Source organism: Streptomyces sp. B15, from assembly GCF_018070605.1.
Taxonomy (GTDB): Bacteria; Actinomycetota; Actinomycetes; order Streptomycetales; family Streptomycetaceae; genus Streptomyces; species Streptomyces smyrnaeus.
Window position 1 is genome coordinate 10,866 of sequence record NZ_JAGPXJ010000027.1, and the last position, 24,983, is coordinate 35,848.

Sequence of the window (24,983 nt, forward strand, 5' to 3'; positions counted from 1 at the left end):
CTCCCCGCCGTGTCTGACGTCGGCTCGGGAACAGGCGCCCCCGTGAGCGCATGCGGCCCCCCGGTCATCCGTGCCTCGGATGCCCGGCCCAGGTAACCTCACACCTATGGCCTCACGCGCGTCGGGAACAGGAAAGGCTGCCAAGAAAGCACCCGCCAAAAAGGCTGCCCCGAAAGCCGCGAAGGCGGCCCCGGCGAAGAAGGCGCCGCCCAAGAAGGCACCCGCCAAGAAGGCCGCGGCCAAGGGCGGCAAGGGTAAGGGGAAGGCCCAGGCGCCGTCCCCCACCAGCGGTGTGCTCAAGGTGCTGAAGGCTTGCTGGCTCGGCCTCGCGCACGCCGTCGGCGCCGTCCTCCGCGGGATAGGGCGCAGCGGCAAGGCGCTGGATCCGGCGCACCGCAAGGACGGTCTCGCGCTGCTGCTGCTGGGGCTGGCGCTGATCGTCGCCGCGGGCACCTGGTCGAATCTGCAGGGCCCGGTCGGCGACCTGGTGGAGATGCTGGTGACCGGCGCCTTCGGCAGGCTGGATCTGCTGGTGCCGATACTGCTCGCCGTCATCTCCGTGCGGCTGATCCGCCATCCGGAGAAGCCGGAGGCCAACGGCCGTATCGTGATCGGGCTTTCGGCGCTCCTGATCGGGGTGCTCGGGCTCGTCCACATCGGCTGCGGGGCGCCCGGCAGAGGCGAGGGCGACGACGCGCTGCGGGACGCGGGCGGCCTGGTCGGTTGGGGCGTCTCCCGGCCGCTGATCTTCACCGTGGGCGAGATGCTGGCGGTGGCGCTGCTGGCTCTCGTCACCGTCTTCGGGCTGCTGGTCGTGACGGCCACACCGGTCAACGCCATCCCGCAGCGGCTGCGGGCGGCCGGGATCCGGCTCGGCGTCATCCAGCCGGTGGCCGGCTACGACTACGACGTCGAGTCCGACGAGGAGGAGCCGGTCGCGGCGCGTCGTGCGCACAGCATGCGCAAGGAACAGATCGCGCCGGCACTCGCCGAGAAGGAAGCGCTCGACCGTCGTCGACGCGCCGGCCGGCAGGGCAGGCGGGGGGCCGGTACGCAGGAGCCGCTGCCCGAGGACGGTGTCGCCGCCGGCGCGAGTGCCGGGGAGACCGAGCGGACGCTGGACGCGTTCGATGTGGCCGCCGCTGCCGCAGCCTCGCTGGACGGAGCCGTGGTCAACGGCATCCAGCCCTCGCCGGTGGTCGCCGATCTGACCAGTTCGGTCGCCAAGTCCCGCGGCCGGAAGCGCCAGGACGGTGCTGCCGACTCCGCCGTGCCGGGCGCCCGGAGCAGGAGCGGAGCCAGCGGTGGGAACGCCTCTTCCTCCGGCCACTCCGACGATGAACACACCGAGCGGACCCCGGTGCCGGACCTGACCAGGGCACCGGCTCCGCCGGAGCCGGCCGAACTGCCTCCGCGTGCCGAACAGCTCCAGCTGGCGGGAGACATCACCTACGCGCTGCCGTCCCTGGACCTGCTGGAGCGCGGTGGGCCGGGGCGGTCCCGCAGCGCCGCCAACGACCAGGTGGTGCGGTCGCTGACCACCGTGTTCACCGAGTTCAAGGTGGACGCCGCCGTCACCGGCTTCACCCGTGGCCCGACCGTCACCCGTTACGAGATCGAGCTCGGCCCCGGGGTGAAGGTCGAGAAGATCACCGCGCTGGCCAAGAACATCGCCTACGCCGTCGCGAGCCCCGACGTACGCATCATCAACCCGATCCCCGGCAAGTCCGCGGTGGGCATCGAGATCCCCAACAGCGACCGCGAGATGGTCAACCTCGGCGATGTGCTGCGCTCCGCCGAGGCCGCGGGCGAGGAGCATCCGCTGCTGGTCGGGCTCGGCAAGGACGTCGAGGGCGGCTATGTCTCGGCCAACCTGGCGAAGATGCCGCACATCCTGGTCGCGGGCGCCACCGGCTCGGGCAAGTCCTCCTGCATCAACTGCCTCATCACTTCGGTGATGGCCCGGGCCACCCCGGAGGATGTGCGGATGGTCCTCGTCGACCCCAAACGCGTCGAGCTGACCGCCTACGAGGGCATCCCGCACCTGATCACGCCGATCATCACCAACCCGAAGAAGGCCGCCGAAGCACTCCAGTGGGTCGTCCGCGAGATGGACCTGCGCTACGACGATCTGGCGGCGTTCGGCTTCCGCCACATCGACGACTTCAACGAGGCGGTACGCGCCGGCCGGGTCTCGGCACCGGAGGGCAGCGAGCGGGAGCTGACGCCGTACCCCTATCTGCTGGTGATCGTGGACGAGCTGGCGGATCTGATGATGGTGGCGCCGCGCGACGTGGAGGACGCGATCGTGCGGATCACCCAGTTGGCGCGAGCCGCGGGCATCCATCTGGTGCTGGCCACCCAGCGGCCCTCGGTCGATGTGGTCACCGGTCTCATCAAGGCGAACGTCCCCTCCCGGCTCGGCTTTTCCACCTCCTCCCTCGCCGACAGCCGCGTCATCCTCGATCAGGGAGGCGCCGAGAAGTTGATCGGCAAGGGCGACGGGCTGTTCCTGCCGATGGGCGCCAGCAAGCCGACCCGGATGCAGGGCGCCTACGTCAACGAGCGGGAGGTCCAGGCGGTCGTCGAGCACTGCAAGGCGCAGATGACGCCCGTCTTCCGGGAGGACGTCACCGGCGGCCAGAGCAAGAAGAAGGAGATCGACGAGGAGATCGGCGACGACATGGATCTGCTCTGCCAGGCGGCGGAGCTGGTCGTGTCCACCCAGTTCGGCTCGACCTCGATGCTCCAGCGCAAGCTGCGGGTGGGCTTCGCCAAGGCCGGCCGGCTGATGGATCTCATGGAGTCGCGGGGCGTGGTGGGTCCGAGCGAGGGCTCCAAGGCGAGGGACGTACTGGTCAAGCCCGAGGAGCTGGACGGGGTGCTCACGGCCATCCGGGGCGGCGAGTAGGGCCTGCCGCGGCGGCCTGCGGACGGCGCACGGCAGCACGGGCGGTACGGGCAGGCGGTACGGGCAGCAAGGGTGGCGCAGGCGGCACTGACGGCGCCGGCGGCGCGCCGGGCGTCCGGCGCCACGGGGGGCCCGCTCGGCACCGGAACACCGTGCGGCACCCGCCGCACGGCGGGCACAGCTCACTCGAAAGGGCGAGCGAGGCAACCGTTTCCGTGGTGTATACGTCAAGTTGAGGGAAGGGACGGCTCAGGCGTCGGCGCACCCCGTTCGCGCGGGCGCCATCCGACGCAGCTCGGTCACACGTACGCCATACATATGGCGTACAAAGTTGCTCCGCCCGCTTGCCCCACCCTTTTGCCCCGCCCCTAGACTGAACCTCCAGCAGGTGGCTACACGCTCGAAAGGCGCCCCCGTGTCCATCGGCAACTCCCCGGAAGAAGACCGGCCCCCGGTCGGTCGAGCCCTCCAGCAGGCCCGAATCGACGCACGGTTGACCGTGGAGGAGATCAGTACCTCCACGCGGGTGCGAGTCCCGATCGTGCAGGCGATCGAGCAGGACGACTACTCCCGGTGCGGCGGGGACGTGTACGCGCGCGGCCACATCCGCACCCTCGCACGCGCCGTCGGGCTGGACGGCGACGCCCTGATCGCACAGTACGACGAGGAACACGGCGGCCGTCCCGAGCCCACCGCGCCCGCCACACTGTTCGAGGCCGAGCGCATCCGTCCCGAGCCGCGCCGGCCCAACTGGACCGCGGCCATGGTCGCGGCCATCGTCGCGGTGGTCGGTTTCGTCGGCTTCACCCTGGTCAGCGGAGGCGGTGAGGAATCCGGCAAGCAGGCCGCCGAGGAGGCGCCGTCACCGACCGCTTCCAAGGGCGCGTCCGAGGATCCGGCCCCCTCCAAGTCGAGCGATCCCAAGCCCTCCGAGAGCGCCATCGCGGGAGCACCCGCCGACAAGGTCACCGTGCGGATGACCGCGGAGAACGGCAGCAGCTGGGTTTCCGCCAAGGACCACAACGGGCGGCTGGTCCACGAAGGGGTGCTCAAGGAGGGGCAGTCGAAGACTCTCACCGACGACAAACGGCTCGACCTGGTGCTCGGTAACGCGGGCGGTGTGAAGCTCTACGTCAACGGCAAGCAGGTCAAACACGCGGGCGAGGTCGGCCAGGTGCAGCGGCTCAGCTACACCCGCGGCGACCCTGAGGCCGGCTGACCGGGCCGGGAGACCGGTCGACCGGCCGGGCTGCTCCGATCCACCCACCGTGGCCGACCTGCGCCCCGACCGGCCTGACCGGTTCACGGGTGACCGGACCCGCCCGGCGCGGTGAGCTGCGCGGCCGCAACCTCGCGGCGGGTGGTGCCTACCGGACGAAGTAGGCTGAGCCCATGCCCGAACGCCGTACCGTCGCCCTTGTCACTCTCGGTTGCGCACGTAACGAGGTGGACTCGGAAGAGCTCGCAGGCCGCCTGGCGGCGGATGGCTGGGATCTCGTCGAGGACGCCACCGATGCCGATGTCGCCGTCGTCAACACCTGCGGCTTCGTCGAGGCCGCCAAGAAGGACTCCGTCGACGCGCTGCTGGAGGCCAACGATCTCAAGAGCGCGGCCCGCGAGGGTGAGGGCAGAACCCAGGCCGTGGTGGCCGTCGGCTGTATGGCCGAGCGGTACGGCAAGGAGCTCGCCGACGCGCTCCCCGAGGCGGACGGAGTGCTCGGGTTCGACGACTACGCGAACATCTCCGACCGGCTCCAGACCATTCTGAGCGGTGGTGTGCACGCACCGCACGTCCCGCGCGACCGGCGCAAGCTGCTGCCCGTGAGCCCCGCCGAGCGCCAGGGCGCCGCTGTGGCACTGCCCGGGCACGGAGCTGCGGAGACCGCCGGTGCGCCGGACGCGCCTGGGACGTCGAGTTCTCCTGGGGCGCAGGAGTCCGCCGAGGCGGCCGAGTCCGCGCCCGCCGACCTGCCCGAGGGCGTCGCGCCCGCCTCGGGGCCGCGCGCGCCCCTGCGGCGGCGGCTGGGCAGCAGCCCCGTCGCCTCCGTCAAGCTCGCCTCCGGCTGCGACCGGCGCTGCTCCTTCTGCGCCATCCCCTCCTTCCGCGGCTCCTTCATCTCCCGGCGCCCCGCCGATGTGCTCACCGAGACCCGCTGGCTGGCCGAGCAGGGGGTACGCGAGATCATGCTCGTCTCGGAGAACAACACCTCCTACGGCAAGGACCTGGGCGACATCCGGCTGCTGGAGACGCTCCTGCCGGAGTTGGCCGCCGTCGACGGCATCGAGCGGGTGCGGGTGAGCTACCTCCAGCCCGCCGAGATGCGCCCGGGGCTGATCGACGTCCTCACCGGCACCGAGAAGGTCGCGCCGTACTTCGACCTGTCCTTCCAGCACTCGGCGCCGGGCGTGCTGCGCGCCATGCGGCGCTTCGGTGACACCGACCGCTTCCTCGGGCTGCTGGAGGAGATCCGCAAGCGTGCGCCGCAGGCCGGTGTGCGCTCCAACTTCATCGTCGGCTTCCCCGGCGAGAGCGAGCAGGACCTGGCCGAGCTGGAGCGCTTCTTGACCGCCGCCCGTCTCGACGCGATCGGTGTGTTCGGATACTCGGACGAGGACGGCACCGAGGCGGCCGGATACGCGGAAAAGGTGCCCGCCGACGAGGTCGCCGAGCGCCTCGCACACATGTCCAGGCTCGCCGAGGAGCTGACCTCCCAGCGCGCCGAGGAGCGTGTGGGGGAGACCGTGCGGGTACTGGTCGAGGCTGTGGACGAGGAAGAGGGACCCCTGGGGCGCGGTGCGCACCAGGCGCCGGAGACCGACGGCCAGGTGCGGCTGGTACGGCCGGCGGCGTCCGGGCCGGCGCCGGACGCGGACCAGGCCCTGAGGGTGGGCCGGATGGTCGAGGCGCGGGTCGTCGCGGCCGAGGGCGTCGACCTGGTCGCGGAGCCGCAGTCGCCGGTGGCCGCCGCGGCGGGGCACGGTGCGGTTCCGGCCACCCGTGCCGCTGCCGCGAGTGTGGTCGGCGGCGCCGACGACAGGCCTCGTGAGGTGAGCGGGGAGGCGGGCAGATGACCGGAGTCCCGGCTTCCGCGGCACGGCGTGGCGCCGTCCCGAAACCGAAGGCGGCGAGCACCGTACGCCCTGTGAGCCTGTGGAACATCGCGAACATCCTGACCATGGTGCGACTGCTGCTCGTGCCGGCGTTCGTGCTGCTCATGGTGGCGGACGACGGACACGATCCGGCCTGGCGCTCGTTCGCCTGGGCGGCGTTCACCGTCGCCATGATCACCGACCTGTTCGACGGGGAGCTTGCCCGCCGCTACGACCTCGTCACCGACTTCGGCAAGATCGCCGACCCCATAGCCGACAAGGCGATCATGGGGGCCGCGCTGATCTGTCTCTCCGCCCTGTCCGACCTGCCCTGGTGGGTCACGGGCGTGATTCTCTTCCGCGAGCTGGGCATCACGCTGATGCGCTTCTGGGTGATCAGACATGGAGTGATTCCGGCCAGCCGCGGCGGCAAGCTCAAAACGCTCGCCCAGGGCGTTGCCGTCGGGATGTACGTCCTGGCGCTGACCGGTCCGCTGGCGACGGCGCGGTGGTGGGCGATGGCGGTGGCTGTCGTGCTGACCGTCGTCACCGGGCTCGACTACGTACGCCAAGCCGTGGTGCTGCGCCGGGCCGGGCTGGCGGCCGAGAAGGCCACGCCCACGCCCTCCGGTGCATCGGCCCGGACCCCCTCGTCGGCCCCGTCGGCCCCGGCCGCCTCCGGGCGTGACGGTCGACGGGACGGCGAGAGGGCCGGTGACGGTGATGGGGATAACGCCGGGCCCGCTGGGAACACGGGGAATTCAGGAAGCGCTGAGAACGCTGGAAACAAGCGGAAGGCGGGGGGTGAAGGGTCCTGACAGATGTGGAGTCGCAGGCCGGCGGAGTGCTGGCGTTGCTCACCCAGCGAGGCCAGACGCTCGCCGTCGCCGAGTCGCTGACCGGGGGACTCGTCGCCGCTGAGATCACAGCCGTCCCAGGCGCCTCAGGAGCCTTCCGTGGTTCCGTGACGGCGTACGCTTCCGCGCTCAAGAGGGATGTACTCGGCGTGGACGGGGCACTCCTTGAGGAGCGGGGCGCTGTCGACCCCGAGATCGCGCGCCTGATGGCGTGCGGCGTACGCACCGCGCTGGGCGCCGACTGGGGCCTCGCGACAACGGGTGTGGCCGGGCCCGAGCCCCAGGACGGACAACCGGTCGGAACGGTGTACGTCGCTGTCGCCGGCCCCACGACCGAGGCAGTGGAGCGACTGCGGCTCGAAGGTAGCCGGAGCGGTGATCGAGCCGGTGACGCTGGCGAGGAAGCCGGGGAACGTGTGCGTGCCGGTATTCGTACGGAGAGTGTTCGAGGAGCGCTGGAGCTGCTCTACAAGGAACTGATCGAAAATGCTGGAGGGCAGGATAGGGAACAGACCGGGGGGAATGGATGTTTGCAGCCCTGAGTGAACACGACATCGCTCCCCGCACGGCTGCCTGCCAAGGCGGTACGGTGGAGCCTGAAGGAGTCGGGGCCAACTGGCCGTCCCGATACAGGCTGTGGAAGACGCCGCGCGTTGAGAGGGAGGAGCACCGATGATTCTGCTCCGTCGCCTGTTGGGTGACGTGCTGCGTCGGCAGCGCCAACGCCAGGGTCGTACCCTGCGCGAAGTCTCTTCGTCCGCCAGGGTCTCGCTCGGTTACCTCTCCGAGGTGGAGCGCGGCCAGAAGGAAGCCTCGTCCGAACTGCTCTCATCGATCTGTGATGCGCTCGATGTGCGGATGTCGGAGCTGATGCGAGAGGTCAGCGACGAGCTGGCACTCGCTGAGCTGGCCGAGTCCGCGGCGAGCGACGCTGTGCCCGCGCCCATGCGGCCGGTGCTCAACCCGCTGTCCGTCACCTCGGTCACCGGAGTGCCCGAGGAGCGTGTCACGATCAAGGCACCGACGGAGGCCGTGGACGTGGTGGCGGCCTGACCGCCGTACGACAGTCCGTGACCGTAGCTGCGGGCCGACCTTGTTCCCGCCGTCGAGGCCGGGGCACGGTAGGCGTGTGAGACGTGGAACGACAGGCCCCGCTGGAGGACACCGGCGGGGCCTTCGCGCGTCCACAGACGGTCGAGCGGGCCCTGCCTGAGGCACTCTGGGGGTGCAGACCTTGGGGGCGCCTTCCGAGGGGCGGGGGCGGGCGTTCGTAGGCGCGCGCCCCAAGTCGTTCGCGAGCGCCTTCATGGCGGAGGAGTGTGCCGCACGTAAGCGCACGCGGACTGCTCGTCGCACTGTGTGACCTACTTTCCGTGGTCGCGCGGTCGCTCGGAGTGCGGGACCATGGCTGTGTTCTCGACTTCGTCGACGGTCTTGTGTCCTTGCCGTGTGCGGCGTTCCCGCCGGGCCGGATGGACCGGCACCGTCGCGGGAGGTGGCGGCATGACGGCTGTGAGCCCCTTGCTGCTGTGCCGCTGGCTGCTCGGCAGCGCCTGCGCCGTCGGCTGGCTGTGCGCGATATGGCGGGTGGCCGTCGGGGAGGGCGGCCCGATAGAAGCTTCGGTGACGGCTGGGGGATGGGGGCTGAGCGTACTGCCCGTGCATGTGGCGCAGGGCGGCGCACGACGGGGAGCGCGGGGGGCGGCCGGGGGCGGCACCTGGAGGGGGACTACCACGGCATCGCGACGCCGCCGTTGGGGCGCAGGATCTGCCCCGTTGTGAAGGACGAGGCGTCCGAGACCAGATGCAGCACGGTGTGCGCGACCTCCTGGGCCTCGCCGACCCGTCCCAGCGGCGACATCCTCGCCAGCGCCTCCTCGGCCCGCTGCTGGCCGGCGGGGTCGCTCCGCTCCGTCATGGGTGTACGCACCCAGCCGGGTGCCACCGCATTGACCCGGATGCCATGCTCGCCGACCTCGGAGGCGAGGGTCCTGGTGAGCTGGACGACGGCGGCTTTGGCGGCGCCGTAGCACAGCAACCCGGTGGCGCCGGTGTCCACCGCGCCGGAGGCCATGGTCACCAGGGTGCCCCGGGTGCCGGTCCCGATCATGCTGCGGGCCGCTTCCTGGCAGGTGTACAGGACTCCTTTGAAGTTGACGGCGAGGACGCGGTCCAGATCGGAGTCCTGGGTGTCCAGCACCGAGCTGCGGTGCATGACTCCGGCGATGGCCGCCGGGATGTGGAGACTGCCGCCCGTGCGTACCGCCGCCGCGACAGCGGTGGTGAGTGCCGCGCGGTCGGTCACGTCGAGCGGATGCGCCCAGGCGTCGCCGCCGGCTTGCGTGATCAGCTCCGTGGTGCGTGCCAGGCCCTGCTCGTCCTGGTCCGCGCAGTGCACGGCGGCGCCCGCCCGGGCGAGCAGTACGGCTGTCGCGCGGCCGATCCCGCCGGCGGCGCCGGTCACCAGGGCGGTCCGGCCGGTCAGGTCGTACGCCGGGAGGTTCCCGTATGCCGGGAGGCTCATGGACAACGACGCTACGGAGAACCTGACGGCCCGTCAATTGGTCGTGCGGCTACGAGGGATGTCGGCCGCCGCGGACGGTGGTGGCTGGCAGTGCGGGCAGAACCAGACGGTGCGCGGGCGCTCCGGCGGACCGTGGGAGCCGGTGCGGATGGGGGTGCCGCAGCGGAAGCAGGGGCGGTTCTCCCGGCCGTAGACGGCCAGATTGCGATCGGGGCGCGGACTGTTGGTCGTACGGCGGCGAGCGCTGTCCTTGTTGGCCTCCAACAGCCGCTTGGCCGCCGCGAGCAGGCGCGCGGGCAGCGGCGGCGTCAGCGAACCCACCGGAGTCCAGGGAGAAGTGCGAGCGAGGAAGCACAACTCCGCCGCGTACACGTTGCCGATCCCCGCCAGGTTGCGCTGGTCCAGCAGCGCCTCGACCAGCGGTCGCGCCGGGTCGTGGAGCAGGCGCCGCTCCGCTTCGGCCGCGTCCCAGTCGGGGCCCAGCAGATCCGGCCCCAGATGGCCGACGACCGAGAACTCCTCCGCCGTGCGCAGCAGTTCCAGCACCGGAAGCCGAATCCCGGCCGCGGTTCGCTCCCCGGTCACCAGCAGGGCGCGGATCTGATGGGCAGGCCCGAAACCGCGCGCAGGGCTGCTGTTGTCCGCGGGATTGTCCTTCACCCGCCAGGCGCCCTCCATGCCCAGGTGCGAGTGCACCGTCAGGCCGCCTTCGACGCGCATCAGCAGATGTTTGCCGCGCGGGGTGACGTCCAGGAGCGTGCGGCCGGACAGATCGACGGTCGCCAGCCGGGGTACCCGGAAATCCGTGCGGGTCAGCACCTTCCTGGCCAGCGCGGAGTGCAGGGTGTGCGCCGTGCGCCAGACGGTGTCTCCCTCGGGCATCCGACCGCCACCCCTTCAGTGATCTTCCGGCATCCAGCGGGCATCCCGCGCCATCACCGGCTCCTTGAGGACATATGCCCATGATCGCAGGAACCACTGACGGAACCTGGAGAGCGGCGAGAAGTGGGAGACGATCACGGGATACGATCCGGAGCCATGGGGCAGTGGGGATACCGACGACAGCACGACGCGCTCGACGTGGACGGAGAGGCCGAGGCCGAGCAGCGGGACGCGCTCGAAGGGGCGCGGGACTGGGTCGACGATCATGTGGACCGCTGGCAGCCAGTGCTGCCCGACCTCAACCCCCACATCGAGGGCGCCGTCACCCGTATGCAGTTCCTCGCCGACCATCTGCGGCGGGCGGGGGAGCGGGCCCTGGCGGAGTTCGGACTGCGCCGTGAGGAGCACGAGACGCTGCACATGCTCGCCGGACACGGCGGGCGCAGGACCCTCACCGAGCTCGCCATGGACCTGGGGGCCGCCCCCAACACCTTGTCCGAGCGGCTGGACGTGCTGGAGAAGCGGGGCTTCGTGACCCGTACGACCACCGGCCGCCGCCGCGCCCTCGAGGACGAGCAGGGCGACGAGGTCGAGCTGACCGACGAAGGGCACGCCAACTGGCTCGCCGCCATAGAAGCGGCGGGCGCGGAAGAGCGGCGCCTGTTCGGCACCCTCGACTGGCATGAGCAGCGCCTCCTCGCCGGTCTCCTCCGCCAGATGATGCTGGCGACCGGGTCGCACGACGAGGCGAGCGGGGCCTACGACGACGAAGAGGGCTGAGGGCAGCCCTGTCGACCGACGGCCGGCGCAGTGCCGTGCCGCGCCGACGGCGCCCTGTCGTCGACCGACGGGTGCTCTGTCGTCGACCGATGGTCGCTGTGACGTGTCGATGGTCGCCGTGCCGTCCCGGCGACCGCCACGCCACGGGCGGGGCACCGTCGGCCTCGGCCGTACGGACCCGACCCGGGGCGCAGGCACCGGGCGGCGAAGCGGTCCGGCTACCCCGCCCGCAGCCGCAGACCGCGCGGGGTCGGGTGGAAGCCCGCGGCCTCCAGCGCCGTGCCCAGCGGTGAGGACAGTGCCGCCGTGCCGTTGACGCGCTCCACCGTGACGGTTCCCAGCGCGCCCTGGCGTGCTGCCTGGGCCAGCGCTTCGACGGCCGCCGCCAACCGGGCCGCACCCGCCTCGCCGTCGCTCCCGGCGGTCGAGGGCACCGGCTCGGACTCTCCGGTGGCGCCCTCCGGCGCCTCGGGATCCCGATTCCAGGCCAGCAGCGTCTTGCCGCCCCGCTCGACATACCGCGTCAGCACACCGTCGACCAGCACCACCAGCGCGCCCGCCTTGCGGCCCGGTTTGTGCGTGGCGCCCTGCGGGGGCGAGGGCCAGGGCAGCGCCGCGCCATAGGCGTTCGCCGGGTCGGCGGCGGCCAGCACCAGCGCGCGCGGGCCGGTGCGGTTGCCGCCCCCGCGCGATCCGCCGTACGCGCCCGGCGCCTCGTACGGGCCGCCGAACCCGCCCGATGCGCCGCTCTCCCGCTCGCGTGCCGTACTGACCGCGCGCAGCCTGTCCACGGCACCGTCCATCGCGAACTGCGCCGCCCCCAGGCCCTCGACCACATAGCCGCGCCGCGCCTGCCCGCTCTCCTCGAAGGCGGACAGCACCCGATACGCGGCCGAGAAACCGCCCTCCACACCCTCGGCGGACACCGCGCCGCGGGTCACCACACCGTGCCGGTCCAGCAGCGTACGGGCCAACGCGTGTGCCCGGTGGGTGGGCTCGCTCTCCGGCGGCGGCAGCAGCGACCAGCGTCCCGCGACGGTCGGCGGCGCGGAGGCCGGGGCGCGGCCCGGGCCACGACGGCCCACGCCGCTGCCCGCGGCCACCGCGGCTGCCGTGAAAGAGCCGTAACGCCCGCGCGGTGTGGGGCGCTTGGCACGGTGCGCCGTGGAGCCGGCCGTACGCCCCGAGCCCAGCAGCGCCCGCAACGGCGCGAGCGTGTCACCGGTGACCCTGCCCGACCACACCAGGTCCCACAGCGCCTCGGCCAGCTGCGGATCGGTCGCCTCGGGGTGGGCGGCGCGGGCCCGTTCGGCGATCTGCCGGAAGAACAGTCCGTACCCGCCCTCCAGCGCGGCGAGCACCGCCTGGTGGACCGGAGTCAGCTCCAGCGGATGTGGGTCAGGCAGCAGCAGCGGAGCGGCCTCGGCCAGATGGAGGGAGATCCAGCCGTCCTTGCCGGGCAGCGCACCCGCACCCGCCCAGACCACCTCCCCCGAGGCGGTCAGCTCGTCCAGCATGGGCGGCGCGTAGTCCGCGACCCGTCCGGGCAGCACCAGCTTCTCCAGCGCGGACGCCGGAACCGGAGCCCCCTGCAACTGCTCGACCGTGCGCAACAGCCCCTCCACGCCGCGCAGACTGTTGGTGCCCACGTGCTGCCACTGCGGCAGAAACGCCGCCAGCGACTGCGGGGCGACCGGCTCCAGCTCCTGCCGCAGCGCCGCCAGCGAACGGCGGCGCAGCCTGCGCAGCACCCCCGCGTCGCACCACTCCTGGCCGATCCCCGACGGGTGGAACTCGCCCTGCACCAGCCGGCCGCCGGCCGCCAGCCGGTGCAGCGCGCCGTCCGCGACGGCGGTGCCGAGGCCGAAGCGGGCCGCTGCATCGGCGGAGGTGAACGGGCCGTGCGTGCGGGCATAGCGTGAGAGCAGATCGCCCAGCGGGTCGGCGACCGGCTCGGTGAACGCCTCGGGAACACCCACGGGCAGCGCGGCACCCAGCGCGTCCCGCAGCCGCCCCGCGTCCTCGACGGCCGCCCAGTGCTCCTGACCGGCGATCCGTACCCGGATGGCGCGCCGGGTCGCCTCCAACTCAGGTGCCCAGCCCGGCTCGGCGCCCCGCTCCGCCAGCTCCTGGGAGGTGAGCGGGCCCAGCAGCCGCAGCAGGTCCGCCACGCCCTCCACATCCTTGAGGCGGCGGTCCTCGGTGCGCCACTGGAGCTCGGCCTCCAGCTCGTGCAGTACGTCGGCGTCCAGCAGCTCGCGCAGCTCCGCCTGGCCCAGCAGCTCCGACAGCAGCCGTGAATCCAGGGAGAGCGCTGCGGCACGGCGCTCGGCCAGGGGCGAGTCGCCCTCGTAGAGATACTGCGCCACATAGCCGAACAGCAGGGAGCGGGCGAACGGAGACGGCTCCGGCGTGGTGACCTCGACCACCCGCACCCGGCGGGACTCGATGTCGCCCATCAGCTCCGTGAGGCCCGGCAGGTCGAACACGTCCTGCAGGCACTCGCGGACCGCCTCCAGGATGATCGGGAAGGAGCCGAACTCACTGGCCACCTGGAGCAGCTGGGAGGCTCTCTGCCGCTGCTGCCACAGGGGAGTGCGCTTGCCAGGACTGCGGCGCGGCAGCAGCAGTGCCCGCGAGGCACACTCCCGGAAGCGGGCCGCGAACAGCGCCGAGTTGCCCACCTGATCGGTGACGGTCTGCTCGATCTCGCCCTTGTCGAAGAGCACGTCGCCGACGCCCAGCGGCGGCTGGTCCGGATCGGCCGGGAGTTCCTGTTCCGGGGTGCGCGGGGAGCGCGGCTCCGCGTCGAACAGATCGAGATCCATCAGCTCGGCGTCCGGCAGCCGCAGCACCAGGCCGTCATCGGCGTGCATGACCTGGGCGTCCATGCCGTACCGCTCCGTGAGCCGCGCACCGATCGCCAGCGCCCAGGGGGCGTGCACCTGAGCGCCGAACGGGGAGTGCACCACAATGCGCCAGTCGCCCAGCTCGTCGCGGAACCGCTCCACGACGATCGTCCTGTCGTCGGGCACATGACCGGACGCCTCGCGCTGCTCATCCAGATAGGCCAGCAGATTGCCGATCGCCAGCGCGTCCATACCGGAGGCGGCCAGCCGCTCCTCGGCCTGCTCACGGGTGAGCGAACCGATCTCGCGCAGGAACGCGCCCAGCGCCCGGCCAAGCTCCAGCGGCCTGCCCAGTTGGTCGCCGCGCCAGAACGGCAGCCGCCCCGGCACCCCGGGCGCGGGCGTGACCAGCACGCGGTCCCGGGTGATGTCCTCGATCCGCCAGGTCGTCGTCCCCAGGGTGAAGACATCACCCACCCGGGACTCGTAGACCATCTCCTCGTCCAGCTCACCCACACGGCCGCCGCCCTTCTTCGGGTCGGCACCCGCCAGGAACACCCCGAACAGACCCCGGTCCGGGATGGTGCCGCCGGAGGTGACGGCCAGCCGCTGCGCACCGGGGCGGCCGCTGACCGTGTTCGCCACCCGGTCCCACACCAGACGGGGACGCAGCTCGGCGAACGCGTCGGACGGATACCGCCCGGCGAGCATGTCCAGCACCGAGCTGTACGCGGACTCCGGGAGCGCGGCGAAGGGCGCCGCCCGCCGCACCAGCGTCAGCAACTCCTCCACGTCCCAGGTGTCGACCGCGACCATGGCGACGATCTGCTGGGCGAGCACGTCCAGCGGGTTGGCGGGGATGCGCAGCGCCTCGATGGCGCCCTCACGCATCCGCTCGGTGACCACCGCGGACTGCACCAGATCGCCCCGGTACTTCGGGAAGACCACGCCTGCCGAGACCGCCCCCACCTGGTGGCCCGCCCGCCCCACGCGTTGCAGCCCGGAGGCCACCGAGGGCGGTGACTCGACCTGGACGACCAGATCGACGGCGCCCATGTCGATACCCAGCTCCAGGCTGGAGGTGGCCACCACGGCAGGCAGCCTGCCCGCCTTCAGATCCTCCTCGACCTGGGAGCGCTGCTCCTTGGAGACCGAACCGTGGTGCGCCCGGGCGATCAACGGGGGCGCACCGGTGACCGCGCCCGCGTTGCCCATCAGCTCGGCGGGCGAGTGGTCCTCGGGCATGGGCTCGCCCGTGGCGCGCTCGTAGGCGATCTCGTTCAGCCTGTTGCACAGCCGCTCGGCCAGGCGCCGCGAGTTGGCGAAGACGATGGTGGAGCGGTGCTCCTGGATGAGATCGGTGATCCGTTCCTCCACCGAGGGCCAGATCGACGGTTTGCCGCCACCGCCCGGGCCTTCGGCACCCGTCGCGTCCTGCGCCGGGGAACTGCCCAGCTCCCCCATGTCCTCCACGGGGACCACGACCGACAGCTCGAACTGCTTGCCCGAGGGCGGCTGCACCACGGCGGCGTTTCTGCGGGGCGAGAGGAAACGGGCCACCTCGTCCACAGGGCGGACAGTGGCCGACAGCCCGATACGCCGCGCGGGGCGCTCCAGCAGGTGGTCCAGTCGTTCCAGGGAGAGGGCGAGATGGGCGCCGCGCTTGGTGCCGGCCACCGCGTGCACCTCGTCCACGATGACCGTCTCGACGCCGGAGAGCGCTTCCCGGGCGCTGGAGGTCAGCATCAAGAACAGCGACTCGGGCGTGGTGATCAGGATGTCCGGCGGGCGGCGGGCGATCGACCTGCGCTCGGCGGCGGGAGTGTCGCCGGAGCGGATCCCGACCCTGATCTCCGGCTCGGGCAGGCCCAGCCGCAGCGACTCCTGGCGGATGCCGGTGAGCGGGCTGCGCAGATTGCGTTCCACATCGACAGCCAGCGCTTTCAGCGGTGACACATACAGCACCCGGCAGCGCTTGAGCGGGTCGGCCGGCGGCGGCGTCGCCGCGAGCGCGTCGAGCGACGCGAGGAAGGCGGCCAGCGTCTTGCCGGACCCCGTCGGCGCCACCACCAGCGCGTCCGACTCCTCGGCCAGCGCACGCCAAGCCCCCTCCTGAGCAGCGGTGGGCTCGCTGAAGGCGCCCGTGAACCATGCACGGGTCGCTGGTGAGAAGGCGTCCAGCGCCGATGTCCGACCCATGCTCCCCATCGTGCAGCACGGCACTGACAGCGGCCCGCGACCGTCCAGGGCGGCGGGCCCGCGGCCGGACGGGGAACCGTGCGGTCGTACGGAGAACGGGGCCGGGACGGAGAATGGGGGCATGACGCACCGGGAGAGCGCGCACTACTGGCAGTCACCGAAGCTGCCCGGTGTCGACCTGCTGCGCGCCCGCTACATCCGCAAGACCTTCGCACGGCACACCCACGAGACGTATGTGATCGCCGCGATCACTCAAGGCGTGGAGGCGTTCCACCACGGCGGCAGTGTGCACCGGGTGGGGCCCGGCGGGCTGGCGCTGATCAACCCCGACACCATGCACACCGGGCACGCCGGGGAGCCCGAGGGCTGGACCTACGAGGTGCTCTACCCGGACGCCTCCCTGGTGACCCGGATAGCGGCCCAGACCACCACCATCCGGGGCACCCCCGGGTTCCGCGTCGCGGCGGCCGACGACCCGGTCTCATCCCGCCACGTCCAGTCGATACACCGGGCGCTCGAAGAGGGCAACGCGCTGGCCGCCGACACCCTCATGCACGCGGTGGTCGCCCGGTTGCTGCGGCTGCACGGTGGCCCGCTGCCCGAGCGGGCCATCCACACGGCGGGCGCCCGGAACGCCCTGCGGGCCCGCGCGGTGCTGGAGGAGCGCATGGCCGACCCGCCGTCCCTGGAGGGCCTCGCCGCCGAGCTGGGGACAAGCCCCTTCGCACTGCTGCGCGCCTTCCGCCGGACGTACGGGATGCCGCCGCACACCTGGCTGACGGACGCGCGCGTACACCGGGCACGCGCCCTGCTGGACGCGGGGCTGCCGCTCGCCGAGACCGCCACCGCTGTCGGCTTCACCGACCAGTCCCACCTGACGCGGCACTTCGGGCGGATCATAGGGGTCCCGCCCGGCGCCTATCGCCGGGGGCGCGCAAGAACGTACAAGAACAGAGCACGTCCGGTTCCCTAGCGTGGCCGCGTGCCACAGCAGAGAGACACCTTCGACCGACCGGAGGCCCCGGACGCCTCCGCACCGGATACCTCCGCCATACCCGAAGCGCCCGACGGGGGCGCATCGGAAAGCTCACCGGGCGGCCGCGACGACCGCGCTGTCGTGCGGGACGCGCTGGGCGTCGGCATCGCCGTCGGGCTCTCCGGCTTCGCCTTCGGCGTGACGGCCGCGGGCGCCGACATCTCCCTCGCGCAGACCTGTGCGCTGAGCCTGTTCGTGTTCACCGGGGCCTCCCAGTTCGCCCTGGTCAGCGCGCTCGCCGCCGGAGGCGGCCCGCTGACCGCCGCTGCCGGTGCCTTCTTCCTCGGCTTCCGGAACGCCTTCTACGGGCTGCGGCTGTCCCGTCTTCTGGGGCTGCGCGGCGGTGCGCGGATCGCGGCCGCGCACTGGGTGATCGACGAGACCTCGGCCGTCGCCCTGGCGCAGCGCGGACGGCACGCCGTCCGGCTGGGCTTCACCGTCACCGGCGCGACGCTCTTCGTCCTTTGGAACCTCACCACCCTGCTCGGTGCGCTGGGCGCGGAAGCACTGGGCGACACGGACGCCTGGGGCCTGGACGCTGCTGGCCCCGCGGTCTTCCTCGCCCTGCTGGCACCCATGCTCCGCACCGGTGTCGAGCGGGCGACGGCGGGACTCGCCGTCGTCCTGGGCCTGGGGCTGCTGCCGGTACTGCCGGCCGGCGTCCCGGTGCTGGTCGCCGCACTGGCGGCCCCTGTCGTCCTGCTGGTGCACAGCAGGATGCCGCCCGGGCGGCGCGGAGAGCGAGACGGAGAACGGACGGCGGAGGAGGAGTCCCGGTGAGTGTGTGGATCGCCATCGGGGCCACGGCCCTCGGCTGCTATCTGGTGAAGTTGCTCGGACTCTCGGTTCCCGCAGGAATGCTGGAGCGGCCGTTGGTCCAGCGGCTGGCCGCCCTCCTGCCGGTGGCGCTGCTGGCGGCACTGACCGCGCAGCAGACCTTCGAGCACCAGTTGTCCCTGGTCCTCGACGCCCGGGCGGCAGGTCTGGCCGCCGCCGCACTCGCGCTCTTGTTCCGGGCTCCGTTCCTGGTGGTCGTCGCCGCCGCGGTCCTGGTCACGGCAGGCGTACGGGCGCTCGGCTAGCCGCGCCGGCACGCGCGCCGAGCGACGCCCGGCAGCCTCGCACCCGCTCGGGGCGCGCGCCCCCGCGCTCCGAGCGGCTCTTGCGCTCCGGGCGGCGCCCCGCTCCCGTTCGGAGCCGCGCTCAGAGGCGGCCGTACGCGCGCAAGGTGTGCAGCGCCTCCAGCGTGACCAGCGGCCGCCCCTCCAGCGCCGTTCCCGGTGCCCAACTGCGCCAGTTGATGTCCCAGCCGCCGTCGTCCTGCTGACGGCTCTTGAGATGGTCGAGCGCGCGGTCCAGCTCCGCGTCGGAGAACCAGCGGCGGGCCAGTGAGTCGGGGCTGCGCGCGAAGTCGGTCACATAGCGGTACTCGCCCGGCGCGTACCCGTCGGGGAGGGGGAAGTCCGCCGCGCGGCCCGGGTCCGTGACCACGAGCCGCTGCTCGCGCACCAGCGTGCCGAGCCGCCCCGCGGCAGCCTCGGCGCGCGGCCGGTCGGGTACGCCGTCGAGGAAGGCGAGCGCCGCCCGCACCTCGTAGGGATGGGTCTTGTCCAGGGTCTCGATGGTGTTCCAGCAGTAGTCCGTTGCGCGGAACAGCCAGGCGTGCCAGACGCTGTTGCGGTGCAGTGTGCCGACCACCGGACCGGTCGCCAGCAGGTCGCTGGGCGGCGCGTCCTGGACGGGGATCCACGGTGCGGCGGGGTAGCCGTGCAGCGAGGGGTGCACAGCGGGCAGGGCGCCCTCCGGAGTGGAGACCGCCGTCAGATAGCGGCCGATGCGCTCGACCCGCTGTCCCGCACAGCGCCCGATGCTGTCCAGCACCCGGACGGCGGCGGCGGTGTGCAATGGCTGGCTCACGGGGCCCCGCAGGTCGGGCTCCAACGCGTGGCCGTAGCCGCCGTCGGCGTTGCGGTAGGCGTCGAGCGCCGTCTCGACGGTGCTCGGATCGCCGTCCAGGAAGTCGTGCTCGAAGCGCCGCTGTTCCAGCACGCGCGCTGTCAGCCAGATGAAGTTCTCCGCACGGGAGAGGACCGATCCACAGGGAGCCATTCTTCGACGGTAGGCCGCGCGGCCCCCCAGGTCACTGCTGTCGGCGAGAGCCAACCCTTGAGGGCGGGATACTGGAGTCATGCGGTTGACGGACTTCTGGCAGCGGATGGCGGAGCACTTCGGTGAGACGTACGCCGACTCCTTCGCACGCGATCATGTGATGGCCGGTCTCGGCGGGCGGACGGTGCACGAAGCGCTCGCCGCAGGCTGGGACGCGAAGGACGTCTGGCGCGTGGTGTGCGACGTCATGGAGGTCCCCGCACACAAGAGGTGAGCCCTCGGCGCGGGAGGCGAGTCCCGCCCGCAAGGGGGTGAGTCGTTTACCGCACGCGGTCTCCCCGGGCGCGAAACTTGCCCGGTGGGCGCGCCAGACGACGGTGACCGGGACCGGGACGAGAGGGACGGCGACGGGGAGCGGGAGGACCGCGCCCGCGGCCGCTCCGGGAACGTCGGTCCGGCCGGACCCGCAGACGGGAGCGCGGACTCGCAGGGCACGGTGCGCAACCCGGGGCGGGGGCCGCGGTCCGACGGGATGCCGCGCTGGCTGCCGCGGGCCCTCGTGCTCGCTCTGGCCCTCTTCGGCGCCTACCAACTCCTCAGCTGGGCGTTCCTGCGTACTCTCGGGCTGCTGCTGAACGTGCTGATCGCGTTCTTCCTGGCGCTGGCCATGGAACCCGCCGTCGCCGGGCTGGCCCGGCGCGGTATGCGCCGGGGGCCGGCCACCGCGCTCGTCTCCGTCGTCCTCCTGGTGGCGGCGGCCGGCTTCTTCGTGGCGCTCGGTTCGCTCTTCGTCGAGCAGATCAGCCGGATCGTGGAGAACCTGCCCCGGTACGTCTCCGAGGTGCTCCACTGGAGCAACGTCCATTTCCACACCGATCTCGACGTCGACAAGCTGCGCTCCAAGGTCATCCACTCCGACTGGGTGAGCGGCTATCTGCGCAGCGGCGCCCAGAACGTGTGGGGGATCTCCGCGACGCTGCTGGGCGGGGTCTTCCAACTGCTGACGGTCGCCCAGTTCACCTTCTACTTCGCCGCGGACGGGCCGCGGCTGCGGATGGCACTGTGCTCCGTACTGCCGCCCGCGCGACAGGCGGAAGTGCTGCGCGCATGGGAGATCGCGGTGACCAAGACCGGCGGCTACATCTACTCGCGGGCCCTGATGGCGCTGATCTCCGCCGGTGCGCACTATGTCTTCCTGGAACTGCTGGGGGTGCCCTACGCCGCCGCGCTGGCCGTCTGGGTCGGGGTGGTCTCACAGTTCGTGCCCACCGTCGGCACCTACCTCGCCGGGGCGCTGCCGCTGCTGATCGCGTTCACCGTCGATCCCTGGTCCGCCCTGTGGGTGCTGGTGTTCATCGTCGTCTACCAGCAGTTGGAGAACTACATCCTCCAGCCGCGCATCACCGCCAGAACCGTGGCCGTCCATCCCGCCGTCGCCTTCGGTTCGGTGGTCGCCGGGGCCTCGCTGATGGGGGCCGTCGGCGCGTTGGTAGCGATCCCCGCCATGGCGACGCTCCAGGGGTTCCTCAGCGCCTACGTCAAGCGCTACGACGTGCCGGACGTGCGGGTCGGACCGGGTTCGCGGGTGGGGACAGGCCGCAGCGGACGCGGTCGGTGGTGGCGCCGCGGCCGCTGAGCGGGAAGCTTCTCGGGCGGGCGTACGGGCCCCATCGCGGCCATTTCCACGCCTCTCACCTGCAGGTTTCCGGGTTGTCCACAGGAAGGCGGGGCGACTTGACGCAAAATTCGAACATCGATTCTTATAGAGGCTCCGGCGAGCACGCCCGCTCAGGCCATGGCCCAGTGAGCGCGGGTCCGGACCGATTGTCAGTGGCAGGCGCTAGCGTCGTTTGACGTGAAGCGATCGACTCAAGCAAACAACCGGGTGGCACCCATGGCAGGAACCGACCGCGAGAAGGCGCTCGACGCCGCGCTCGCGCAGATTGAACGGCAATTCGGCAAGGGCGCCGTGATGCGCATGGGCGAGCGGCCGAACGAGCCGGTCGAGGTCATCCCCACCGGGTCGACCGCCCTTGACGTGGCCCTCGGCGTCGGCGGTCTCCCTCGCGGCCGCGTGGTCGAGGTCTACGGGCCGGAGTCCTCCGGTAAGACGACCCTGACCCTGCACGCGGTGGCCAACGCGCAGAAGGCGGGCGGCACGGTCGCCTTCGTGGACGCCGAGCACGCGCTGGACCCCGAGTACGCCAAGCGCCTCGGCGTCGACACCGACGCGCTGATCCTCTCCCAGCCGGACAACGGCGAGCAGGCCCTCGAGATCACCGACATGCTGATCCGCTCCGGCGCGCTCGACCTGATCATCATCGACTCGGTCGCGGCGCTGGTGCCCCGTGCCGAGATCGAGGGCGAGATGGGAGACTCCCACGTCGGCCTCCAGGCCCGGCTGATGAGCCAGGCGCTGCGGAAGATCGCCGGTGCGCTCAACCAGTCCAAGACCACCGCGATCTTCATCAACCAGCTCCGCGAGAAGGTCGGCGTGATGTTCGGCTCTCCGGAGACCACCACCGGTGGCCGTGCCCTGAAGTTCTACGCCTCGGTGCGGCTCGACATCCGCCGCATCGAAACCTTGAAGGACGGCACCGATGCCGTCGGCAACCGCACCCGCGTCAAGGTCGTCAAGAACAAGGTCGCGCCGCCCTTCAAGCAGGCGGAGTTCGACATCCTCTACGGCATGGGCATCAGCCGCGAGGGCGGTCTGATCGACATGGGCGTGGAGAACGGCTTCATCCGCAAGTCCGGAGCCTGGTACACCTACGAGGGCGATCAACTCGGCCAGGGCAAGGAGAACGCCCGCAACTTCCTGCGGGACAACCCCGACCTCGCCAACGAGATCGAGAAGAAGATCAAGGAAAAGCTGGGCATCGGCGTACAGCCGCAGGACCCGGCCGGCGAGCCGGGTGCGGATGCTGCGGGCAGCACCACACCGGAGACCCCCGCAGCGGCCGGTGCGCCGGATGCCGCGGACGCCTCAGCGGCCAAGACCGTCCCGGCCCCGGCGGCCAAGGCGGCGAAGACGACCAAGGCGTCCAAGGCCGCCGCGGCCAAGAGCTAGTCCGTGACACGGCGCAGCGACTGGCCGGAGTACACCCCTTCCCCGGACCCGCCACCGGCCTCCGCCCCTGGGGGCGACGGCTCGGTGGCGGATATCCAGGACAGCGATGGTCCCGCTTCGTCGAGGGCCGAAGCGGGACCATCGCGTGCGTCGTCCAGGACTCCGGGCCGACGCCGGGACGGAGGCCGGGCGGAGCGGGAGGCCGAGCCGAAGGATCCGGTGGAGCGGGCCAGAGCCATCTGTCTGCGACTGCTCACCGGTACGCCCAGAACGCGTCAGCAGCTTGCCGACGCGCTCCGCAAACGGGAGGTGCCGACGGAAGCGGCCGAGGAGGTGCTGGCCAGATTCGAGGACGTCGGCCTCATCGACGACGCCGCGTTCGCCGCCGCCTGGGTCGATTCCCGACACCACAGCCGGGGTCTGGCCCGCAGGGCGCTCGCCCGCGAACTGCGCACCAAGGGTGTGGACTCCACGGTGATCGACGAGGCCGTGGGCCGGCTCGACTCCGAGCGGGAGGAGGAGACGGCACATGCCCTGGTGGCACGGAAGCTGCGCTCCACCAGAGGCCTCGACAGAGAAAAACGCCTCCGCCGGCTCGCCGGAATGCTGGCCCGCAAGGGCTACTCCGAAGGGCTTGCCCTCCGGGTGGTCCGGCGGGCGCTGGAGGAGGAGGGCGAGGATCCGGAAGTGCTGGAGGAGCATTTCCCCGGATTGTGAGGGGAAGTCGGCTGGTGCCCGAGGTGGAGCGGAGCGGCTGCCGGACGGGCAGCGGGGTCGCGCCTGGGCACCTTCTTGAGCTTCGCGTCGACGCAGCCGCCGGCAGCCCGGCACCGACAGCACGCCATATGCCCCTCCCCGCCGGGTGTTCAGGAGTGCGCCCCGCCGCGTACGGCCTCCGCACAGACGCGCAGCGCGCCGGAGCGGCCCGCCGGGAAGGCCGCCGCGAGATGCCCGTCGGCGCGGACCGCCAGCACCGTGTGTGCCGCCGCCCCCGGGTAGCTCTCGGTGACCAGCAGCGTGGCACGCAGCGGGAGCCCGGCCACGGTGGAGGCCAACTCGGGCATCATTCCCGCCGTCAGCCAGTGCCGGCTGTCCCACACTCCGGTACCGGGCGCCACCAGCAGCACCAGCAGCTCCCCGCCGGGGCCGCCCAGCCAGGCGTGCAGGTCGCCCTGTGAGCCGTCGGCGGCGGTGACCGGAACGTCGGACACGGGAGCCCCCGGCGCCGTCCCGACGGGCACCTCGTCGACGCTCGCGCGTGAGGGGGTCAACGGCGTACGGGTGTACGCGGGCGGCGCACCCAGCAGGCCCCGCCCCAGGTGACCGTCGGTCAGCAGTCCCAGATGGGCGCGGGCGCCCCCGCCGGGGAGCAGCGCACGCAGCCCGCCGCCGTGCCGTACGACGGGCAGGGCCTGGTCGACGGCGCGCAGCCGGGCGACCATGGCGCCGCGCCGCTCGGTCTCGTAGCTGTCCAGCAGGGTCTCCGCTGCCGCGCCGTGACCGTGGTGCCAGGCCAGTGCGAGCTTCCAGGCGAGGTTGGAGGCGTCCCGCAGTCCCTCGTCGACGGACTGCACTCCCAGCGCACCCGTCAGATGTGCGGCGTCCCCGGCGAGGAAGACGCGGTCCACGCGCCAGTGCCGGGCCAGCCGCTGGTGGGCGGTGTGCACGCCGGTGTCCACCAGTTCGTACGGCCCGATGCCGCTGCCGCCGCCGTCCTCGGCGCCGGCTCCCCGCCCGGCAACTCCGGCGGGCCCGCCGTTGGCCGGTACGACGGCTTCGGCCGCATCTTTCAGCGCCTCCTCGGACCAGACGGCGAGGGTGTCCGCCACCCGCTCCAGCATCTCCTCCGGCGTCACCAGGTCGCCGCGCGGAGACAGCAACCAGTCCAGCCGCCATCGGCCCCCGGGCAGCGGGCGGGCCGTGACCTCGCCCGGCACGCCTCCCGGATCGCGGTGCAGCAGCGCGCTGCCCACGCTTCCCTGCTCCCACCCGCCGTCCTTGTCGTACTCCCCTCCTTCCCAGGGCAGCCGCACCCGCAGCGCGGCGACCGCGTGCCGTTCGACTGCCGTCCGCCCCGGGAAGCGCACTCCGAGCAGTTTGCGGACCATCGAACGGGCACCGTCGCACCCGACGGCGTAACTGCCGCGCCACCAGGTGCCGGAGGGGCCCCGGGTGTGTGCCGTGACGCCGTTCGCGTCCTGTTCCAGCAGGTCGACATGGCTGTCGGTGATGACGCGCGCCAACTTCTCCTTGGCCAGCGCGTCGCGCAGGGTGCGCTCCAGCGCATGCTGCTCGATGTGCACCGGCGCCTGCTGCGGGACCAGGTCCACCTTGTCGACCTGTTGGGCGCGCCGTTGGGTGCGCCAGGAGCGCCAGCGCAGTCCGGGCAACGTGGGCAGCACGGCGGCGGTGTCCGGGCGCAGCACGCAGCTGCGAGCTGCGCGCGGCGGCGGATTGCCGTCGGTGGAGTCCAGGACCAGGGAGGGGACGGCGTGCCGGGCAAGAGCGAGGGAGAGGGCGAGTCCGACCGGACCCGCTCCGACGACGATCACCGGATCCACAGTGTGGAAACCTCACAGCCCTGGTGGTGCTGACGGGGGCCGGGTTTCTCTGGGGGTGGAGCCTGGTGCGCGATCACGCTGGTATGCAACCCACTGCCTGAGCATGCGTCAAGTG

The 24,983-nt window shown here is 72.0% G+C and carries 19 protein-coding genes; 14 read left to right on the forward strand and 5 right to left on the reverse strand.

The window, feature by feature from the left end:
• Positions 1–106 precede the first annotated feature (106 nt).
• From KBY19_RS14910 to KBY19_RS14935, 6 genes are all read left to right on the forward strand, one after another.
• Complete coding sequence (locus tag KBY19_RS14910; protein WP_210965942.1) at positions 107–2,911, forward strand: DNA translocase FtsK; 2,805 nt, start codon at positions 107–109, stop codon at positions 2,909–2,911.
• Positions 2,912–3,326: 415 nt separating this feature from the next.
• Positions 3,327–4,130, forward strand: a complete 804-nt coding sequence (locus KBY19_RS14915; RefSeq protein ID WP_099884743.1) for a helix-turn-helix domain-containing protein — start codon at positions 3,327–3,329, stop codon at positions 4,128–4,130.
• A 173-nt stretch (positions 4,131–4,303) separates the two neighbouring features.
• Positions 4,304–5,983 carry a 30S ribosomal protein S12 methylthiotransferase RimO gene (gene rimO, locus KBY19_RS14920; protein WP_247690996.1) on the forward strand — a complete coding sequence of 560 codons (1,680 nt, stop codon included), beginning with the start codon at positions 4,304–4,306 and terminating at the stop codon, positions 5,981–5,983.
• Positions 5,980–6,819 carry a CDP-diacylglycerol--glycerol-3-phosphate 3-phosphatidyltransferase gene (gene pgsA / locus KBY19_RS14925; RefSeq protein ID WP_185018272.1) on the forward strand — a complete coding sequence of 280 codons (840 nt, stop codon included), beginning with the start codon at positions 5,980–5,982 and terminating at the stop codon, positions 6,817–6,819. Before rimO ends, pgsA begins: the two co-directional genes overlap by 4 nt.
• Entirely contained in the window at positions 6,816–7,400 is a 585-nt protein-coding gene (locus KBY19_RS14930; protein WP_221506922.1) for a CinA family protein, read from the forward strand. Before pgsA ends, KBY19_RS14930 begins: the two co-directional genes overlap by 4 nt.
• A 130-nt stretch (positions 7,401–7,530) precedes the next feature.
• Positions 7,531–7,911, forward strand: coding sequence for a helix-turn-helix domain-containing protein (locus KBY19_RS14935; RefSeq protein WP_019360111.1), 381 nt, complete (start codon positions 7,531–7,533; stop codon positions 7,909–7,911).
• Between the two features lie 676 nt (positions 7,912–8,587).
• Here KBY19_RS14935 and KBY19_RS14940 read toward each other — a convergent pair.
• Both KBY19_RS14940 and KBY19_RS14945 read right to left on the reverse strand, forming a co-directional pair.
• Entirely contained in the window at positions 8,588–9,382 is a 795-nt protein-coding gene (locus KBY19_RS14940) for an SDR family NAD(P)-dependent oxidoreductase (protein ID WP_210965943.1), read from the reverse strand.
• 33 nt (positions 9,383–9,415) lie between these two features.
• Positions 9,416–10,264, reverse strand: coding sequence for an Fpg/Nei family DNA glycosylase (locus tag KBY19_RS14945; protein ID WP_185018274.1), 849 nt, complete (start codon positions 10,262–10,264; stop codon positions 9,416–9,418).
• 156 nt (positions 10,265–10,420) lie between these two features.
• Here KBY19_RS14945 and KBY19_RS14950 point away from each other — a divergent pair, with 156 nt between their 5' ends.
• Positions 10,421–11,044, forward strand: coding sequence for a MarR family winged helix-turn-helix transcriptional regulator (locus tag KBY19_RS14950; protein WP_210965944.1), 624 nt, complete (start codon positions 10,421–10,423; stop codon positions 11,042–11,044).
• A gap of 218 nt (positions 11,045–11,262) precedes the next feature.
• Here KBY19_RS14950 and KBY19_RS14955 read toward each other — a convergent pair whose 3' ends face one another.
• The gene (locus tag KBY19_RS14955) at positions 11,263–16,092 is read right to left on the reverse strand and encodes a crosslink repair DNA glycosylase YcaQ family protein (protein WP_210965945.1); all 4,830 of its coding nucleotides are present in this window, start codon (positions 16,090–16,092) and stop codon (positions 11,263–11,265) included.
• A 121-nt stretch (positions 16,093–16,213) separates the two neighbouring features.
• Here KBY19_RS14955 and KBY19_RS14960 point away from each other — a divergent pair, with 121 nt between their 5' ends.
• From KBY19_RS14960 to KBY19_RS14970, 3 genes are all read left to right on the forward strand, one after another.
• Positions 16,214–17,065, forward strand: a complete 852-nt coding sequence (locus KBY19_RS14960; RefSeq protein WP_210965946.1) for an AraC family transcriptional regulator — start codon at positions 16,214–16,216, stop codon at positions 17,063–17,065.
• Positions 17,066–17,143: 78 nt separating this feature from the next.
• Positions 17,144–17,908 (forward strand): AzlC family ABC transporter permease, encoded by a 765-nt coding sequence (locus KBY19_RS14965; protein ID WP_099886827.1) that lies wholly within the window; start codon positions 17,144–17,146, stop codon positions 17,906–17,908.
• Positions 17,905–18,210, forward strand: coding sequence for an AzlD domain-containing protein (locus KBY19_RS14970; protein WP_099884755.1), 306 nt, complete (start codon positions 17,905–17,907; stop codon positions 18,208–18,210). The genes KBY19_RS14965 and KBY19_RS14970 overlap by 4 nt, the downstream gene beginning before the upstream one ends.
• A gap of 121 nt (positions 18,211–18,331) precedes the next feature.
• Here KBY19_RS14970 and KBY19_RS14975 read toward each other — a convergent pair whose 3' ends face one another.
• Complete coding sequence (locus KBY19_RS14975) at positions 18,332–19,237, reverse strand: hypothetical protein (protein WP_210965947.1); 906 nt, start codon at positions 19,235–19,237, stop codon at positions 18,332–18,334.
• 79 nt (positions 19,238–19,316) lie between these two features.
• Between KBY19_RS14975 and KBY19_RS14980 the strand changes: the two genes are divergently transcribed.
• The 4 genes from KBY19_RS14980 to recX all read left to right on the forward strand — a co-directional run bounded on the left by KBY19_RS14980 (position 19,317) and on the right by recX (position 23,024).
• Positions 19,317–19,511, forward strand: a complete 195-nt coding sequence (locus KBY19_RS14980) for a DUF3046 domain-containing protein (protein ID WP_099884759.1) — start codon at positions 19,317–19,319, stop codon at positions 19,509–19,511.
• A gap of 258 nt (positions 19,512–19,769) precedes the next feature.
• A complete protein-coding gene (locus KBY19_RS14985) occupies positions 19,770–20,873 on the forward strand; it encodes an AI-2E family transporter (protein WP_210965960.1) in 1,104 nt (367 codons plus the stop codon).
• Positions 20,874–21,131: 258 nt separating this feature from the next.
• Entirely contained in the window at positions 21,132–22,307 is a 1,176-nt protein-coding gene (gene recA / locus KBY19_RS14990; protein ID WP_099884761.1) for a recombinase RecA, read from the forward strand.
• A 3-nt stretch (positions 22,308–22,310) separates the two neighbouring features.
• Positions 22,311–23,024, forward strand: a complete 714-nt coding sequence (recX, locus tag KBY19_RS14995) for a recombination regulator RecX (RefSeq protein WP_307842423.1) — start codon at positions 22,311–22,313, stop codon at positions 23,022–23,024.
• Between the two features lie 149 nt (positions 23,025–23,173).
• Here recX and KBY19_RS15000 read toward each other — a convergent pair whose 3' ends face one another.
• A complete protein-coding gene (locus KBY19_RS15000) occupies positions 23,174–24,868 on the reverse strand; it encodes an FAD-dependent monooxygenase (RefSeq protein ID WP_210955818.1) in 1,695 nt (564 codons plus the stop codon).
• Positions 24,869–24,983 lie beyond the last annotated feature (115 nt).